14 protein-coding genes are annotated in these 14713 nt (G+C 67.8%); 7 read left to right on the plus strand and 7 right to left on the minus strand.

Annotated elements, in window-relative coordinates; all coding sequences use genetic code 11:
• Nucleotides 1-4 precede the first annotated feature (4 nt).
• A complete protein-coding gene (locus tag AC3QL3_RS19705) occupies nucleotides 5-154 on the plus strand; it encodes a hypothetical protein (protein WP_492895818.1) in 150 nt (49 codons plus the stop codon).
• A 44-nt stretch (nucleotides 155-198) separates the two neighbouring features.
• Nucleotides 199-834 carry a hypothetical protein gene (locus AC3QL3_RS19710; protein ID WP_492895819.1) on the plus strand — a complete coding sequence of 212 codons (636 nt, stop codon included), beginning with the start codon at nucleotides 199-201 and terminating at the stop codon, nucleotides 832-834.
• Nucleotides 835-847: 13 nt separating this feature from the next.
• Here AC3QL3_RS19710 and AC3QL3_RS19715 read toward each other — a convergent pair whose 3' ends face one another.
• The 5 genes from AC3QL3_RS19715 to AC3QL3_RS19735 all read right to left on the minus strand — a co-directional run bounded on the left by AC3QL3_RS19715 (nucleotide 848) and on the right by AC3QL3_RS19735 (nucleotide 7978).
• Nucleotides 848-1021, minus strand: a complete 174-nt coding sequence (locus AC3QL3_RS19715) for a hypothetical protein (protein WP_492895820.1) — start codon at nucleotides 1019-1021, stop codon at nucleotides 848-850.
• On the minus strand, nucleotides 1018-2169 hold the full coding sequence (locus AC3QL3_RS19720) for a PepSY-associated TM helix domain-containing protein (protein ID WP_492895821.1): 1152 nt from the start codon (nucleotides 2167-2169) through the stop codon (nucleotides 1018-1020). Before AC3QL3_RS19720 ends, AC3QL3_RS19715 begins: the two co-directional genes overlap by 4 nt.
• A 5-nt stretch (nucleotides 2170-2174) precedes the next feature.
• A complete protein-coding gene (locus AC3QL3_RS19725) occupies nucleotides 2175-4265 on the minus strand; it encodes a TonB-dependent receptor (protein WP_492895822.1) in 2091 nt (696 codons plus the stop codon).
• A 210-nt stretch (nucleotides 4266-4475) separates the two neighbouring features.
• Nucleotides 4476-5675: a multidrug effflux MFS transporter gene (locus AC3QL3_RS19730; protein WP_492895823.1), complete on the minus strand. Its 1200-nt coding sequence runs from the start codon at nucleotides 5673-5675 to the stop codon at nucleotides 4476-4478.
• A 158-nt stretch (nucleotides 5676-5833) separates the two neighbouring features.
• Complete coding sequence (locus AC3QL3_RS19735; RefSeq protein ID WP_492895824.1) at nucleotides 5834-7978, minus strand: PQQ-dependent sugar dehydrogenase; 2145 nt, start codon at nucleotides 7976-7978, stop codon at nucleotides 5834-5836.
• Between the two features lie 258 nt (nucleotides 7979-8236).
• Here AC3QL3_RS19735 and AC3QL3_RS19740 point away from each other — a divergent pair, with 258 nt between their 5' ends.
• From AC3QL3_RS19740 to AC3QL3_RS19760, 5 genes are all read left to right on the plus strand, one after another.
• Complete coding sequence (locus tag AC3QL3_RS19740; RefSeq protein WP_492895825.1) at nucleotides 8237-9757, plus strand: ExeA family protein; 1521 nt, start codon at nucleotides 8237-8239, stop codon at nucleotides 9755-9757.
• Between the two features lie 154 nt (nucleotides 9758-9911).
• Nucleotides 9912-10811, plus strand: coding sequence for a general secretion pathway protein GspB (locus AC3QL3_RS19745; RefSeq protein WP_492895826.1), 900 nt, complete (start codon nucleotides 9912-9914; stop codon nucleotides 10809-10811).
• 17 nt (nucleotides 10812-10828) lie between these two features.
• Nucleotides 10829-11512 carry a rhomboid family intramembrane serine protease gene (locus tag AC3QL3_RS19750; protein WP_492895827.1) on the plus strand — a complete coding sequence of 228 codons (684 nt, stop codon included), beginning with the start codon at nucleotides 10829-10831 and terminating at the stop codon, nucleotides 11510-11512.
• Nucleotides 11513-11598: 86 nt separating this feature from the next.
• Nucleotides 11599-12129 (plus strand): CHRD domain-containing protein, encoded by a 531-nt coding sequence (locus AC3QL3_RS19755; RefSeq protein ID WP_492895828.1) that lies wholly within the window; start codon nucleotides 11599-11601, stop codon nucleotides 12127-12129.
• A gap of 99 nt (nucleotides 12130-12228) precedes the next feature.
• Entirely contained in the window at nucleotides 12229-12561 is a 333-nt protein-coding gene (locus tag AC3QL3_RS19760; protein WP_492895829.1) for a DUF1820 family protein, read from the plus strand.
• 48 nt (nucleotides 12562-12609) lie between these two features.
• On the opposite strand, the gene lepB is transcribed toward AC3QL3_RS19760, so the two are convergent.
• Together lepB and AC3QL3_RS19770 are read right to left on the minus strand one after the other, a co-directional pair.
• Complete coding sequence (gene lepB, locus AC3QL3_RS19765) at nucleotides 12610-13284, minus strand: signal peptidase I (RefSeq protein ID WP_492895830.1); 675 nt, start codon at nucleotides 13282-13284, stop codon at nucleotides 12610-12612.
• A 20-nt stretch (nucleotides 13285-13304) separates the two neighbouring features.
• The gene (locus tag AC3QL3_RS19770; RefSeq protein ID WP_492895831.1) at nucleotides 13305-14699 is read right to left on the minus strand and encodes a S41 family peptidase; all 1395 of its coding nucleotides are present in this window, start codon (nucleotides 14697-14699) and stop codon (nucleotides 13305-13307) included.
• Nucleotides 14700-14713: the final 14 nt, after the last annotated feature.

Here is a 14713-nt window from a genome sequence, read left to right on the forward strand (position 1 = left end):
GGCGATGATCCGCAAACTCAAATCCGGCGAGTACCGTCTGTACTCGCGCAAGACCGATCCGAAGACCGGCAAGCGGCGCGACCTCGGCACCTTCGGCACACGCGCCGCCGCCGAGAAGCACGAACGCGAAGTGCAGTACTTCAAGCGTCATTGAACGATTCCGATCGAAGCGCGCGACGCACCACCCGGAGAATGGCGATGTCCATGCAGATACCCGCGCGGCGCGCGGTAGCCGAAAGCGCGGAAGGGCTGCCCGGACGCCTCGGGCGCGCGATTCTCGACGTCGTCGGCCGCGTTCCGCCGACCGACGAGCACGCGGCCAAAGGCCCGCACGATCGCTCGCGCGCGATCGGCGCGGCGGCGGCGAACAAAGCCGCGCTCGCCGCCGGCACCTTGGCCTTGCCGCCCGGTCCGTTCGGCTGGCTCACGATCCTGCCGGAACTCGCGGCGATCTGGCGCATCCAGAGCCAGATGGTCGCCGACATCGCCGGCGCCTACGGCGTCAGCGCCGAGCTGACGCGTTCGCACATGCTCTATTGCCTGTTCCGCCACGCCGCCGCCCAGGCCGTGCGCGACGTCGGTGTTCAAGTCGGCGCGCGCCTGTTGATCCAGGACGTGCCGCTGCGCGTGATCGAGAAGGTCGCGGCGAAGATCGGACTCAGCGTGTCCAAGCGTCTGGCCGGCCGCGGTATCGCGCGCTGGTTGCCCGTGGTCGGCGCGGTCGGCGTCGGTGCCTATGCGTACTACGACACCGCCCAGGTCGCGCGCACCGCGATCGCGTTGTTCTCGGGCGACCAGCCACCACCACGACGCCGCTTGCTGCGCCGGCGCTGAAGCACGGCGACAACTAGGTTCCGGCGCGACGCAAACGCCAGCGCCGCCACAAACCGAACCCGAGCGGCACCGCCGCCATCGCGAAGAACGCGATGTCCCAGACGCCTTCGGCGAGCAACATGCCGACGATGCCGACGATGTTGAGCAAGGCCAGCGCAGCGACCAGCGCGTAGGTACGTCCGCTCATGATCTCGCTCCGTCCGGCGCGGCGCGCCGTCGCTTGCGCCGGCGATCCCACCAGAGCCAAGCGCCGTTGGCGGTGATGAACAAGGTCAGCCAGGTGCACGCCGTCCACAAGAGTTTCAGCGCGATGCCGCCGTAGTCGCCGAAATGCAGCGGCTGCGCGACGAAGATCGCTTTGAGATACCACGGCAACTGCACCAACGTGGAGACCTCACCGCTGGCGGCATCGACCAGGGCGACGCGGAACAGCCGCTCGTCCAGGCCTTCACCGCCGAGCAGCACGCTGTAGTGACGCTCGGTCGAGAAGTCGGTGTTCGGAAAGATCATCGAGACCACGTGCCAGCCGGCAGGCATCGCGGCGGTCGCGGCGGCATGCACACGATCGACGTCGACCGGCGGCCGGCGCGTATCGACCGGCGCGCCGGCGTACTGCCGTTTCAGCTCGGTCAGCTCGGTCTGCTGCCAGACGAACTGCGCGATAGTGCCGAAGCCGAGCAGGAAGCCGGTGACGGTGACGACCAAGGCCCAGCCGAGCACCAGCGCGCCGACCAGGTTGTGCAGGTCCAGCTGCAACAGGCGCGTGCCGCGTCCGCGCCGCAGCACGCCGAACGCGATGCGTTTGACGTAAGGCGCATAGACGACAAGACCGGACAGCAGCGAGATCAAGACCAAGAGCGCGATCAGCGCGCCGATCAATTCGCCCAAGGGCCCGAGAAACCAGCGCGCGTGCAGATCGAGCAGAAAGCCGGTCAAGGTCTTGTCGGCGTCCAGGCTCGCTTCGTCGGTCAGCTCGGCCGTGGCCAGATGTGCGAAGCGCAGACGCGCCTCGTTGAAGCTCTTGGCTTGATTGGGCGCGGTAACCAGGAGCAGCACGCCGGGATGCTCTTTCGGATCGATGCCGACGCTGAGCACGCGCTCGTCCGGAAACTTGCTCAGCACGTTGTCGACCGCCTTCGCCAGCGGCTGCGCGCTGGCGCCGTCGAAGCTCTGCACGCTCGGCACCACGCCGAGCGCTTCGTCGATCTCGTGATGGAAGATCAGCACGGTGCCGGTCAGGCACAAGATCAGGAATGGCAGTGTCGCGATCAGACTGGTCCAGCGGTGCAACCAGAGATTGAGGCGAAACCAGCGCGTAGTGCCTGTCGCGTTCATGAGCTTCACCAGTCGTATTGCAGGCCGACGTACCAGCGCCGCGGCTGCGGCAGCTGGGCGGTGTCGTAGTCGGTCGGCACCGGCGCGTAGGTCGAGATCAAGCTCGGCGTGTTCTCGTCGAACAGATTGCTGACGCCGGCGAACACGAAGGCTTTGCCGAAGCGGTAGCCGCCGCGCAGATTCGCGATCCAGTAGGGATCGGTGCGGCCGAGCGGTCGATTCTCGATGTCGGAGAAATACGCGTTGGAATGGCGCGCGTTCGCGCTGAACTCCCAGCCGTTCTCGCTGCGCCAGGTCGCGCCGAGGCTCATCGTCGCCGACGGCGCGTTGGCGAACTGGTGGCCTTCGTTACCCGAACCCGGATACTCGGTGACCTTGGTGCGCAGCAGGCCGAGATCGGCGCGCAGCTCCAAAGCCGAGGTCGCCAGCCAGCGCAGACCGAATTCGGCACCGTAGTTGCGTGCGCGGTTGGCGTTGCGGATCACCACCGACCAGACCGCCGGATCGGGATTGAGATCGAACGGGAGCTGCATGTCGCGGAACTCGCCGTAGAACAGATTGCCGCTCAGCTGGAGGCGGCCGTCGGCGAGGTCGGCGCGGAAGTACGCCTCGTAGTCGCGCACGTATTCGGCGCCGTAGCTGTAGCTGACGATCGGAAAGTCGAGGGTGACCCCGCCACCGCCGGCGTTGTAGCCGCGCGCGGCGAATACGCCGACGGTCCAGCGCGGATCGATCTTCCAAGCGAGGCCGAGCTTGGGCAGGAAGGCGTGGTAGGACTGGTCGATGTCGATGTGCACCAGCGCGCCTTCGCCGCCGTAGCGGCGATGCGTCTCGCGCTCGTAGCGCGCACCGATATTGAGATCGAAGCGCTCGCTCAGGGCGAGCGTGCCTTCGCCGTAGATCGCGGCGGTGCGCACGCGATCGCGGAAGCGCTCGTCGGTCGGAAAGTCGATGAACTCGCGCTGGTTGGCGCGGTAGAGATAGATGCCCGCGATGCCGCCGAAGCGCGAGTCGGCGCGGTCGAGTACCAGGCGCGGTTCGACCACCAGATCGCGCGTGTCGATGCGCGCGACGCCGGTGCGCACCGGCGCGAAGCGATCGACATGCAGGTCGGTGGTGCTGAGCAGGTTCTCCCAGCGCAGACGCTCGGCCAGCTGCCATTTCGTGTCGAGTACCGCCGCGTTGGTGCGCGGCGCGAACACCGGCATGTCCGGCGTGCTCGCCAGCTGCGTGGCATCGAACGGACGCGACACCGTTTCGGTCTGCGGCGCGCTCGCGCTGGCGTGTTGCAAGGTCAGGAGCGCGCTGAAATCGGGCAGCGCGGCCGGTTTGTATGCAAGCTTCGCGCGCAAGGTGCGCGTTTCGAACTCGCCCGGATCGGATACGCCCGGATACGGCGCGAAATCGAGGTAGCTGTCGCGATGCTGGATGCCGCCGGCCAGACGCAGCGCGAACTCTTCGCCGGCGAGCGGAGCGGACAGGTAGAACGCACCCTCGCGGCGATCGCCGTTGCCGCCGATCACGCGCACGCCCGCTTCGCGCTCGCTGCCCGGATCGCGCGTCTTGATCGCGAGCGTGCCGGCGATCGCGTTGCGTCCTTGCAAGAGGCTCTGCGGACCGCGCAGGAATTCGACCTGCTGCACGTCCCACAGCGAGTTGTCGCCGAACACGATCTCGTTGTAGCTGGCCGGGCGGCCGTCGACGGTCACGTTCAGGCGCGGCCGCGAGCCGGCGAAGAACGCATCGACGCCGAGCGCCGCGCCGGTGCCGTCGACGCCGCGCACGGCCGGCGCCAGATTGCCTTGACCGAGACTGGTGACGTTGACCAGGTCGCCCAGCACGTCGCGGCTGTCGACGATGCCGCGTTCGTCCAGCGCTTGCGCATCGAGCACGGTGGTGCTGGTGGCGGTGTCGTGTTGCGAGCGCCCCTGCTTCTCGGCGGTGACGACGATGCTGTCGAGGCGAGTCGCCGCGGCGTCTGCGGGTGCTTCGTCAGCGAGCGCGGCGAGCGGTACGAGCGCCGTCAGGATCGGCCCGAGAAGCCGACGCGGCGGAAAAGCGCGCAGCACGCTGCGCGGGTGACGATGGAACGGCATCGATGAAGCTCCCCAAGTTCTGGCTTCCGACCCGCATCCGAGGATGCAGGGCTGGCAGCACGGCAAGGGAGCCGATGCGCTGGCGAGGACGGACGATCACGGCCGCCGGACGGCGACCGCGGCGCGATGGTAGTACGCCGCTGCGATCCGCGCCAATCGGCTAGCGTGCGGCCGTTGCGATCCGATCCGCTCGCGTCACCGGCGCGTCGCTCAGTCGGCGAACGCGCGCGCCGGCTCGCGCCGCAAGGTGACTTGCGCCAAGGCGAACGTGATCAGCGCGCACAGCGCGATCGCCGCGACCATCGGCAGCGCGGTGCCGTCGAGGAAACGGCTGACGATCGCCATCACGATGGCGCCGGTGACGAACTGCAAGGTGCCGATCAGCGCCGAGGCGGTGCCGGCGATCGCGCCGTGCTGTTCCAGCGCGAGCACGGTCACGTTCGGGATGACCATGCCGAGGAAGGCGTAGCCGACGAACAAGAGCGCGGCCAGCAGCACCAGGCTGTCGACGCCGAGCGCGAACGCCGCGAACAGGCCGACCATCGCACAGACGTAGCCGAGCACGGCGCCGCGCGCGAGCCGGCGCAGGCCGAAACGGCGCGCGAGCGCGCCGTTGAACTGCGCGGCGCCGATGAAGGCGGCCGCATTGATCGAGAACAACAGGCTGTACTGCGTCGGCGTCAGCCCGTAGTGCTCGATCAGCACGAAGGAGGAACTCACCAGGTAGGCGAAGAAGCTGGAGGTGCCGAACGCGCAGATGAAGACCGAACCGAGGAAAGAGGGATCGCCGAGCAGTTCGCGATAAGCGGCGAGCGCGCTGCGCAGCGTGCTGTCCGCGCGCAGATGCGCATGCCGCGTCTCGCGCAGGAACAAGCTGAGCAGCACCATGCCGAGCAGGGCCGCCACCAGCACGCTCCAGAAGATGCCGCGCCAACTGGTCCAGGCGATCACGAAGCTGCCGCTCAACGGCGCCAGGATCGGCGACACGCTGAACACCAGCATCAGGAGCGACATCATTTGCGCCGCATCCGGCCCGGTGTGGAGATCGCGCACCACGGCGCGCCCGATCACCATACCGGCACTGGCGCCGAGCCCCTGCAGCACGCGGAATCCGATCAAGGTTTCGATGTTGCCGGCCAGCGCGCAGCCGATGCTGCCGAGCGCGAACAGGGCGAGGCCGGCGTACAGCAAGGGCTTGCGCCCGAACATGTCCGACAACGGGCCGTAGACGAGCTGGGCCAGGCCCATCATGACGAAGAACACCATCAGGCTCGCCTGCGTCGCGGCGGTGCTGGCGTGCAGGTTGGCGCGGATCGAGGGCAGCGCCGGCAGGTACATGTCGATCGCGAACGGACCGATCGCGGTGAGCAGGCCGAGCACGGCCGCCGTCTTGAAGAAGTCGCTGCGCATGAAGGTCCTAGAGCACGCCGGCGGCGCGGCGGGAGAGACCGGCGCGGCGGAACGGTTCGACCTGGGTACGATCGAAGCGATATCAAGCCGGCGCCGTGACGACCCGGCGCGGCGCGCCGGGTCGGGCCGGATCGATTCGCTCGCAGAGAGGCGATGCGTCAGTTCGAGACTTCGAAGCCGTTCGCGAAGATCGTGTCGTCGAGTGCGTCGACGTCGCTGGCGGAGTTGTCGGCCGGGTTGGGATCGCTGCTGCCGGCGGCCAAGCTCACGCTGGCGCCGCTTTCGATCGTCGCGCTCGCCGTCGCCGCGACGGTCGCCGCAATCGTGTAGACCGCGCTGCCGCCGAGCGGCAGACCGACGCTGTCGGCGACGTCGCCGCTGCCGCTCGCCGCACAACTCGCGCCGACAGAAGCAGTGCAGGTCCAGCTGATGGCGGTCAATTGCGCCGACAGCGTGGTCGCCACCGTCGCGCCGACGACGGCGTCGGGGCCCTGATTGCTCACCGTCAGCACGTAGTGCAGCGTGTCGCCGCGGCGCGCCGAATCCACGCCGTCGTCGAGCGTGACGCCGAGGTCGGCGCTCGCTTCGCGCACGGTGACGAGCATGCTTTGCGTGTCGCTGGCACCGCTGCCGTCGCTGACGCGCACAGCGACGCGATAGCTGCCGGGTGCGGCGTACGTGTGCGAGGCCGTCAGGCCGCTCGCGTCGCCGAAGTTGCCGTCGCCGTCGAGATCCCAGTCGTAGCTCAAGCTGTCGCCGCTGTTCGGATCGACGCTGTTGGCGGCGCTGAAGGAGATCGAGCGCGGCGCGCCGTCGGCGCTGGAGCCGCCGTCGAGAGCGATCGCGGCCGACGGCGCCTGGTTGGTGCAGCCCGAGCAGTACCAAATGCGCGAAATGCGCCCGGCGTTGAGGTTGGCGAAGAAAATGTCGCCGCCGGGACCGCCGATCAGATGCACCGCGGTCGCGCCGGCACCGCCGAAGAACGCCGCGGCGGAGCTGTCGGTGGGGGGATCGGGAATGCCGTCGGCGTTGGCGTCGACGAACGGAATGTTGAAGATGATCTGGCGGCTGTTGTCGGCTGCGAACAGCGATTTGCGGTACTGCGCCGGATAGCTGCTGCCTTCGTAAAACGCGAGGCCGGTCGTGTCGGAACCGCCGACGTGCTGATAGGCGTACCACGGCGGTGTCTGGCGCGTGCGTCCGCCGGTGTTGGCGCCGGAATACAGCGCGGTGCAGATCGGGCCGGTGAAGTTGCCGTGGTGATTGCGCCCCTCGTAGCAAGGCCAGCCGAAATTGAGCAGCCTGGCACCTTGCGCCGGCAGCTCGGGAATCCGGTTGATCTCCTCCCACGTGCTGTCACCGACGTCACCGAGCCAGAGCTCGCCGGTGTTCGGCCGTACCGTGAAGCGGAACGGATTGCGCAGGCCGTAGGCGATGATGCGCTTGGCGTTCTCCGACAAGCCATCGGCCGCGAGCGGATTGCCCGGCGCATGGCTGCCGTCGGCGGCATTGATGCGGATGATCGAGCCGTTGAGCCAGACCTGCTGGTCGACGTACTGCGATTCGACTTCCAGGCCTTGCGAGCGCAAGGAGCCGCCGTGGTTGGTCGCCTGGTCGTTCGGATTGGCCGCATTCAGCGGCGAGCGCTGATCGGGCCAATCCGGATTGGGAGATTGACCGTAGTCGCCCCAGTTGAAGCTGGCGCCGTCGCCGCCGCCGGCGTAGAGATAACCGTCCGGGCCGAACAGAATCGTGCCGACCGAGTGGCTCGGGAACTGTTGAAACCAGTCCTCGATCAATACTTGCTCGTTGGCGGCGGTATTGCCGCTGACGGTCAGGCGCGAAATGCGCCCGCTGATCACGCAGCCGCCGTTCTCGTCGGTCGCACCCGGCGGGCTCGGGCAGTTGGTCGAGGGCCAGCGCGGTGCCCACGGCGTCGGATCGCTGTCGGGAAAGAGGCCGCCGTTGTAGGCGTACTGCACGTACACGTAGGGCTGCTCGGGGAAGCGCGGATCGAGCGCGAAGCCGAGCAGGCCGCGGTCCCAGAAGTTGTGCACCTTGGTGCTGAGATCGAGGAAGAGTTGTGGAGCCTGATCGAGCAGGTTCTGGTAGACGAAGACCTTGCCGCCCTTCTCGGTCACGAAGACCCGCCCGTCGTGGGCGAAATAGACTCCGGTCGGCTCGTTGCGGCCGCCGAGGCGGTTGTCCAGATTGAACCCCGCTGGCAGGTTCTGCGCCGAGGCCGCGCCGATCGAGAGCCCCACCGCCAACCACGTGACCGTCCTGCGCCAGATCGCCTGCATTGCGAACTCTCCTGGTTTTGGCCGTCGATTATGCACCCGTCGCTTGAGGTATTGTGAACTACGTCACATTTCAGCAAGGGCGCCACCGGCGCTCCCACCAGCCGCCGCCGGCCGTATCCGCCGCGCTGCCGCCAGCCGTCGTACGGGCTCGGGTAAAGTAGTCGTATGTATCTGGAGTATTTCGGTCTCCGCGAGCCGCCGTTCTCAATTACGCCGGACCCGCGCTACGTCTTCCTGTCCGAACGGCACCGGGACGCTTTGGCACATCTTTTGTACGGGATCGGCAAGGGCGGCAGCGGCGGCTTCGTGCAGCTGACCGGCGAGGTCGGCACCGGCAAGACCACCTTGTGCCGCCTGCTGCTCGAGCAGTTGCCGGAAAACACGCGCGTCGCGCTGGTGCTCAATCCGAAGCTGTCGCCGGTGGAGCTGGTCGAGACGGTGTGCGAGGAGCTCAAGCTGCCGATCGAAGGCAAACGCGGCAGCCTCAAGGCCCTGACCGACACGCTGAACGCATTTCTGCTCGACGCCTACGCGCAAGGTCTGCGCGTGGTGCTGATCGTCGACGAAGCGCAGAACCTGTCGATCGACTCGCTCGAACAGGTGCGCCTGCTGACCAATCTGGAAACGCCGACGCAGAAGCTGCTGCAGATCATCCTGCTCGGCCAGCCCGAGCTGCGCGAGCTGCTCGACCGCCCAGAATTGCGTCAGCTCGCCCAGCGCATCACCGCGCGCTATCACCTCACTCCACTCGACGCCGGCGAGACCGAAGCCTACGTGCGTCATCGCATGGCGGTCTCCGGCTGCAAGCGCATGCCGTTCTCGCGGCTCGGTCTGAAAGCGTTGTACCAGCGCTCCGGCGGCATTCCGCGCCTGGTCAACATCATCGCCGACCGTGCCCTGATGGCGGCCTACGCGCGCGAACAGGAGAGCATCGGCGAGCGCTTGGTCGATCGTGCCGCCGACGAAACCCTGCCCGGCCACGCACGCTATTGGATGCGCCGCTACGGCGTATGGGCCGCCGCGGCGGCGCTGCTGCTCGCGCTCGCTTCCGGCACGGTCTGGTTTCAGCGTTATCGGCAAGCGGCACCGGCGCAGGCGCAATCGCCACCGGCGGTGGTCGCCGCGGCACCGACCGATGCCGAAGCGGAGCGCCTCGCCACGCATCTGAAGCATCCGCCGGAAACCGAGCTGACCGCGTTCACGCAGCTGCTCGCGCGCTGGCAGGTCGATTCCAACGAAGTCTCAGTGCGCGACGCCAGCCGCTGCCAGGCCTTGGTCGCCAGCGGCCTCGCCTGCCTGCGCGGCCACGCCACGCTGGAGCAGGTCGCGCGGTTCGATCGGCCGCTGATCTTAAAGCTCGATCCGGACCCGCAGGATGCGGAAGGTCCCGCCTATGCGCTGCTGCAGGGTGTCGGGCGCGAGCACGTGCGCCTGGATCTCGCCGGCGACCGCTACGAACTCGCGCGCGCCTCGTTGCCGCGTTTCTGGAACGGCGACTTCATCGCGCTGTGGCGTTTGCCGAACGCGGTGCCGGCGACGCTCAAGCGCGGCGACAGCGGCGAAGCGGTGGCTTGGGTGACCGAGCGCATCGCGACCTTCGACGACGGCGCCGGCGCGAAATCGCACAGCGTCGCGTTCGACGCCGAATTGGAAGAGCGCGTGCGCAAGCTGCAACAGGCCTACGGCATCAAGGCCGACGGCATCATCGGACCGGAAACTTTGTTCGCGCTGTCGGCGCTGGACGACGGCGGACCGCATCTGGCGCGCACGGTCGAATGACGCGACATCGTTTGCATGACGAAATCGACACGGGAACGTGTCGCCGCATCGCGCACAATGCGCGCGCTGCGAAAAACGTGGCGCGGCGCAGTCGCCACCGTTTTCTGTGGACCACGGCCACCGGGCCGACGCCGCGCATGACCCAGGAATCGCAATGTCGTTGATCCTCGAAGCCCTGAAGAAATCCGAACAACAGCGTCGCCTCGGCGAGGCGCCTACGCTGGGCTCGCCGATGCTGGTCGCGCGCCGGCGGCGCAATCTGTTGCCTCTGTTCGGCGTGCTCATCGTCGCCGCGCTCGGCGTCGGCTGGTGGCTGCTGCGCGGATCGAACGAAGCGCCTGTCACGCCGGCACCGGAAACGGTGGCGAAAGTCCCGGCGACCACCGCGCAAGCGACGCCGCCGAACCGCTCCGCGCCGGCCGCGCATCGCGACGCGCCGGCCGCCGCCGCGACGCATCAGCCGCCGAATGCGAATGCGGCGACCGCAACCGCGAATCGCACGCCAGCCCCGAACGCCACCACGGCCGCACCGGCGACGGCTCCGGCGACCACGCCTGCCAAGCCGCCGCTCGCATCGACGCCGGCCACGCCGGCGGCGCCTGCTGCTACGCACGCCAATCCGCCGCCGGCCGCCACGCCGGCACCCACGGCGCCTGCGGCTGCATCGATCAAGAAGCCGGCGACCACCACGCCAACGGCGCCAGCCGCCGCCGGCACACAGCCCAGCGCGGCAGCGCCGGCTACTGCACCGGCCACACCCCCGGCCGCAACGGCCAAGCCGGCAACGGAGCCAGCGCCGACGCAACCGGCGCAGCCGGCACTGCCCTCGGTATGGGAGCTGCCATACGCGACACGCAAGGATCTGCCCGAATTCGCACTGACCATGCACGTGTTCGCCGCCGATCCGCACGATCGCTTCGTCGTCATCAAGGGCGATCGCCACGTCGAAGGTGACGAGATCGGCGACGGCGTGGTGCTGAAGGAAATCCGCGCCGACGGCATGGTGCTCGAGTTCAAAGGCCAGCGCTTCGTCTACCCGCGCGACGGGCGCTGAGCGGAGCGGCCGCGCGCGTGTTCGTCCACCTGCCGAGCCGGCGCAAGCCGCGACCGCCGTGGGCGACCTTGCTGATCGTCGCCGCCTGCGTGGTGGTGTTCTTGTGGCTCGCCACGATGCCGGCCGCGCAGCGCTTGGCGGTACTGGCGCGCTGGGGTACGGTCCCCTCGACCCTGCTCGACACGAATGCGCCGTGGCTGCAGCAGCTGGCCGAGCTGCGCGCCGCGCGCCTGGTCACCGCGATCTTCATCCACGCCGACTGGCTGCACCTGACCGGCAACATGCTGTTTCTGGTCGTGTTCGGCGTCTCCGCCGAGCGCGCGCTCGGCTCGGCGCGCTTCCTCGCGATGTTCGTGATCGGCGGCGCGCTGGCGAACTTGATCGGCGCGTTCACCCTGGCCGGCACCAGCGCACCGATCATCGGCTCCAGCGGCGCCGTCTCCGCGGTGGTCGGTGCCTATCTCGCGCTGTTTCCGCGCGCGCGCCTCGGCTTGGTGCTGCCGCTGGGCGTGTTTCTCGAATTCGTGCGCATTCCCGCGCCGCTCTTGATCGGCTTCTGGGCGATGCTGCAACTCCTGTTCACCTACGTCGGCCCCGCGTTCGGCGCGGTGGCGTGGTGGACGCACGTATCGGGCTTCGCGATCGGCGTCGTGCTGGCCTTGCTGTCCAAGCCGGCGGTGGCGCGCAGACTTCGCGGCTAGCGGCGATACGGCTGCATCGTCGGCGCGGTGCGTCTAGACTGGCCGCTCGCGCACCTCACACCGACTCCGTTCGAGAGGTCATGCCGATGCGTCGTTTCGTCTTTGCGCTCGCGAGTGCGGCGGCTTTGGCCGCCGGACCGGTCACGGCTCAGGTCTACGTCGGGAGCTTGTCGGGCGCGGCGGAAGTGCCTCCCTCGGCATCAACCGGCAACGGCACGGTCGTTCTGACCTATGCGCCTGCGACCTTCTTGCTGAAGATCGAGGTCGCTTTCGCCGATCTGATCGGAACCAGCAGCGCCGCGCACATCCATTGCTGCATCACCATGCCCAACAGCAACGCGGGCGTGGCCACGCAAGTGCCGACCTTCGTCGGATTTCCGCTCGGCGTCAGCGCGGGGACCTACAGCAACACATTCGACCTGAGCCTGGCCGCGAGCTACAACCCGAGCTTCGTCAACGCCAGCGGCGGCGTCGAAGCGGCGCGCGCGCGGATACTCGAAGGCCTGCGCAGCGGCACCGCCTATTTCAACATTCACACGCAAACCTTTCCCGCCGGTGAGATTCGCGCCGATTTCGTGCTGGACCTGATCTTCGCCGACGGCGTGGACGGACTCTGAAGCGGCGGCGCAGCGGGAGTTCGTGCGGCTGCGTGTCCCAACCCACGTTTCCGCCGGTAGCCGCTGCTCTCGCGCTCGCCTCTCCCCTACAATGGACGCATGCGCAAAGCGGCCAAACTCTACAAGATCACCTTTTTGTCGCAAGGCAAAAGCATAGAAATCTACGCACGCCACGTCGCCTCGAGCGCGTTGTGGGGATTCACCGAGGTCGGCGATCTGGTGTTCGACGCGCCGGGCGAAGGGCTGGTGGTGGACCCGACTGAAGAGCGCTTGCGCGAAGAATTCAAGGACACGCAGATCCTGCATCTGCCGATCCAGGCGATCCTGCGCGTGGAGGAAGTGGCCAAGCGCGGCGCGCTGGCGATCCGCGATGCCGGCAGCGGCGACAAGATCATGCCGTTTCCGATCGCGCCGCCGAAAACCAATCTGTAGCCGCGACCGCGCGGTTTGCAGTCGCGCGATGCATTTCGCCGACGCGCCCTAGTCGTCGAAGCGCTTGCCGAAGCGGTCGAAGCGCAACTGCCAGTGATCTTTGATATCGGCCGACACCAGAATGCGTTCGGCGCGGCCGATCAGGCGTGCGCGCGGCACCAGCCCGAAGTAGCGCGAATCCTCGCTGTCGTCGCGATTGTCGCCGAGCATCAGATAGTGGCCGGCCGGAATCCGCAGCGGCGCGAAGCTCGAGCGCGACATCGCTCCGCGCAGCCATTGCACCGTGTGCGCGTCCGCACCGAAGCGTTCGCGCGCGCGCTCCGCCGGCACGCCGTGGCGATCGAGGCCGCGCGGCTCCAGCACCTCGCCGAGCGGTGCGTAGTCGATCGTCTCGCCGTTGATGACGAGGCGGTTGTCGCGCATCTCGACCAGGTCGCCGGGTACGGCCGCGATGCGCTTGATCAGGCGCGTCTCGTCCTTGGGCGAGGAGAAGGTGACGATGTCGCCGCGTTGCGGCTCGCCGATTTGCGCGAGGATGTGGTCGGTCAGCGGCAGCTTGACGTCGTAGGCAAGGCGATTGACGAAGACGACGTCGCCTTCGAGGATGGTCGGCCGCATCGAACCGCTCGGCACCGGATTCCAGTCGGCCAGCGCGGTGCGCACGAATCCGAACAAAAGCAGGATCGCCACGAAGTGCTTGTTGTCGCGCAGCCAGTTTCGCATCGGAATCTCCGGACCGGGGATCAGCCTTTGCTCTCGACCGGAGCGGACGCCGGTTTGTTCCGCAGCGCCAATGCTTTCAGCGCATTCAACGCTTCGTTCAAGGCATAGTCTTTCTCGACGTCGCGCTCGGACGCACTCGGCGTGACCACGGCGCCGTCGCCTTCGTCGGCGCCCTTGAGGTGATTGCGCAGGTCGCGCTCGCCGATCGCCGGTGCCGGTGTGTTGTCGCGTTGGGTCAGCGCCAGATCGGCCAGTGCGATGTCGGGCTGGATGCCGGCGGCTTGGATCGAAATGCCGCTCGGCGTGTAGTAGCGCGCGGTGGTCAGCTTGACCGCGTGTTCGGCATCGAGCGGCAGCACGGTCTGCACCGAACCCTTGCCGAAAGTGCGCCGCCCCATCAGGAGCGCACGATGATTGTCCTTCAGCGCACCGGCGACGATCTCCGCGGCCGAGGCGGTGCCGTTGTCGACCAGGACGACCAGCGGCGCGCCCTTGAGCAGATCGCCAGGCGTGGCGCGGAAGCTGAGGTCGGATTCTTTCAGGCGCCCCTTGGTCGTCACGATCACGCCGGCGTCGAGGAAGGCGTCGCCGACTTCCACCGCCGAGGTCAAAAGGCCGCCGGGATTGCTGCGCAGATCGAGGATCGCGCCGCGCAACGGCGCCTTGTTGTCGGCCTGCACGCGCTCGACGCGCTTGCGCAACTGGGTGCCGGTGTCGGCCTGGAACTGGCTGATGCGCAAGTAGGCGTAACCGGGCTCGAGCAAGCGGCTGCGCACGCTGGCGACCTTGATCGCTTCGCGCCGCAGCTTGATGTCGATCGGGGTGTTCTGTTTTTCGTGCAGCAGGTTCAGCGTGATTTCTGTGCCGGGCTTGCCGCGCAGGCGCGAGATCGCGCCATCGAGATCGTCGGACTGCACCGGCTTGCCGTCGATCTGCACGATGGTGTCGCCGGCCTTGATGCCGGCGCGTTCGGCCGGCGAATCGTCGATCGGCGCGACCACGCGCAAGGTACCGTCGACCTGCAGCACCTCGATGCCGAGGCCGTCGTAGCTGCCGCTGGTGTCTTCGGTCAGGTTCTCGATCTGCTCCTTGCCGAGATATTCGCTGTGCGGATCGAGGCCGGACAAAAGGCCGCGGATCGCCTGCTGCATCAAGCGGTGGTCGTCGACGTCTTCGACGTAGGCCTGCTTGACCAGGTTGTAGACCGCGGTGAACGCGCGAATGTCTTGCAGATCGACTGCTTTGTTCGAGGCCGACTTGGCGCGCGCCGGCGGTGTCGCGGCGGTGGTGTCAGCGGCGCTGTCTGCGGCAGCGTCTTCGGCCTCCGGCGCTGCGGCCGGCGGCGGCGGATCGGAAGCGAACGCCGGTGCGGCGATCAGGGCGAACAGTGTGGCGAGCGGAAGACGCGGAGACATCGAACACACCTCAC

The sequence above is a fragment of the Dokdonella sp. GW821-FHT11D02 genome (assembly GCF_058808595.1).

Bases quoted from the DNA above. Each gene is read 5' to 3' on its own strand.
- AC3QL3_RS19705 (WP_492895818.1), top strand. From the start codon at position 5: ATGATCCGCAAACTCAAATCCGGCGAGTACCGTCTGTACTCGCGCAAG.
- AC3QL3_RS19710 (WP_492895819.1), top strand. From the start codon at position 199: ATGTCCATGCAGATACCCGCGCGGCGCGCGGTAGCCGAAAGCGCGGAA.
- AC3QL3_RS19715 (WP_492895820.1), bottom strand. From the start codon at position 1,021: ATGAGCGGACGTACCTACGCGCTGGTCGCTGCGCTGGCCTTGCTCAAC.
- AC3QL3_RS19720 (WP_492895821.1), bottom strand. From the start codon at position 2,169: ATGAACGCGACAGGCACTACGCGCTGGTTTCGCCTCAATCTCTGGTTG.
- AC3QL3_RS19725 (WP_492895822.1), bottom strand. From the start codon at position 4,265: ATGCCGTTCCATCGTCACCCGCGCAGCGTGCTGCGCGCTTTTCCGCCG.
- AC3QL3_RS19730 (WP_492895823.1), bottom strand. From the start codon at position 5,675: ATGCGCAGCGACTTCTTCAAGACGGCGGCCGTGCTCGGCCTGCTCACC.
- AC3QL3_RS19735 (WP_492895824.1), bottom strand. From the start codon at position 7,978: ATGCAGGCGATCTGGCGCAGGACGGTCACGTGGTTGGCGGTGGGGCTC.
- AC3QL3_RS19745 (WP_492895826.1), top strand. From the start codon at position 9,912: ATGTCGTTGATCCTCGAAGCCCTGAAGAAATCCGAACAACAGCGTCGC.
- AC3QL3_RS19755 (WP_492895828.1), top strand. From the start codon at position 11,599: ATGCGTCGTTTCGTCTTTGCGCTCGCGAGTGCGGCGGCTTTGGCCGCC.
- AC3QL3_RS19760 (WP_492895829.1), top strand. From the start codon at position 12,229: ATGCGCAAAGCGGCCAAACTCTACAAGATCACCTTTTTGTCGCAAGGC.
- lepB (WP_492895830.1), bottom strand. From the start codon at position 13,284: ATGCGAAACTGGCTGCGCGACAACAAGCACTTCGTGGCGATCCTGCTT.
- AC3QL3_RS19770 (WP_492895831.1), bottom strand. From the start codon at position 14,699: ATGTCTCCGCGTCTTCCGCTCGCCACACTGTTCGCCCTGATCGCCGCA.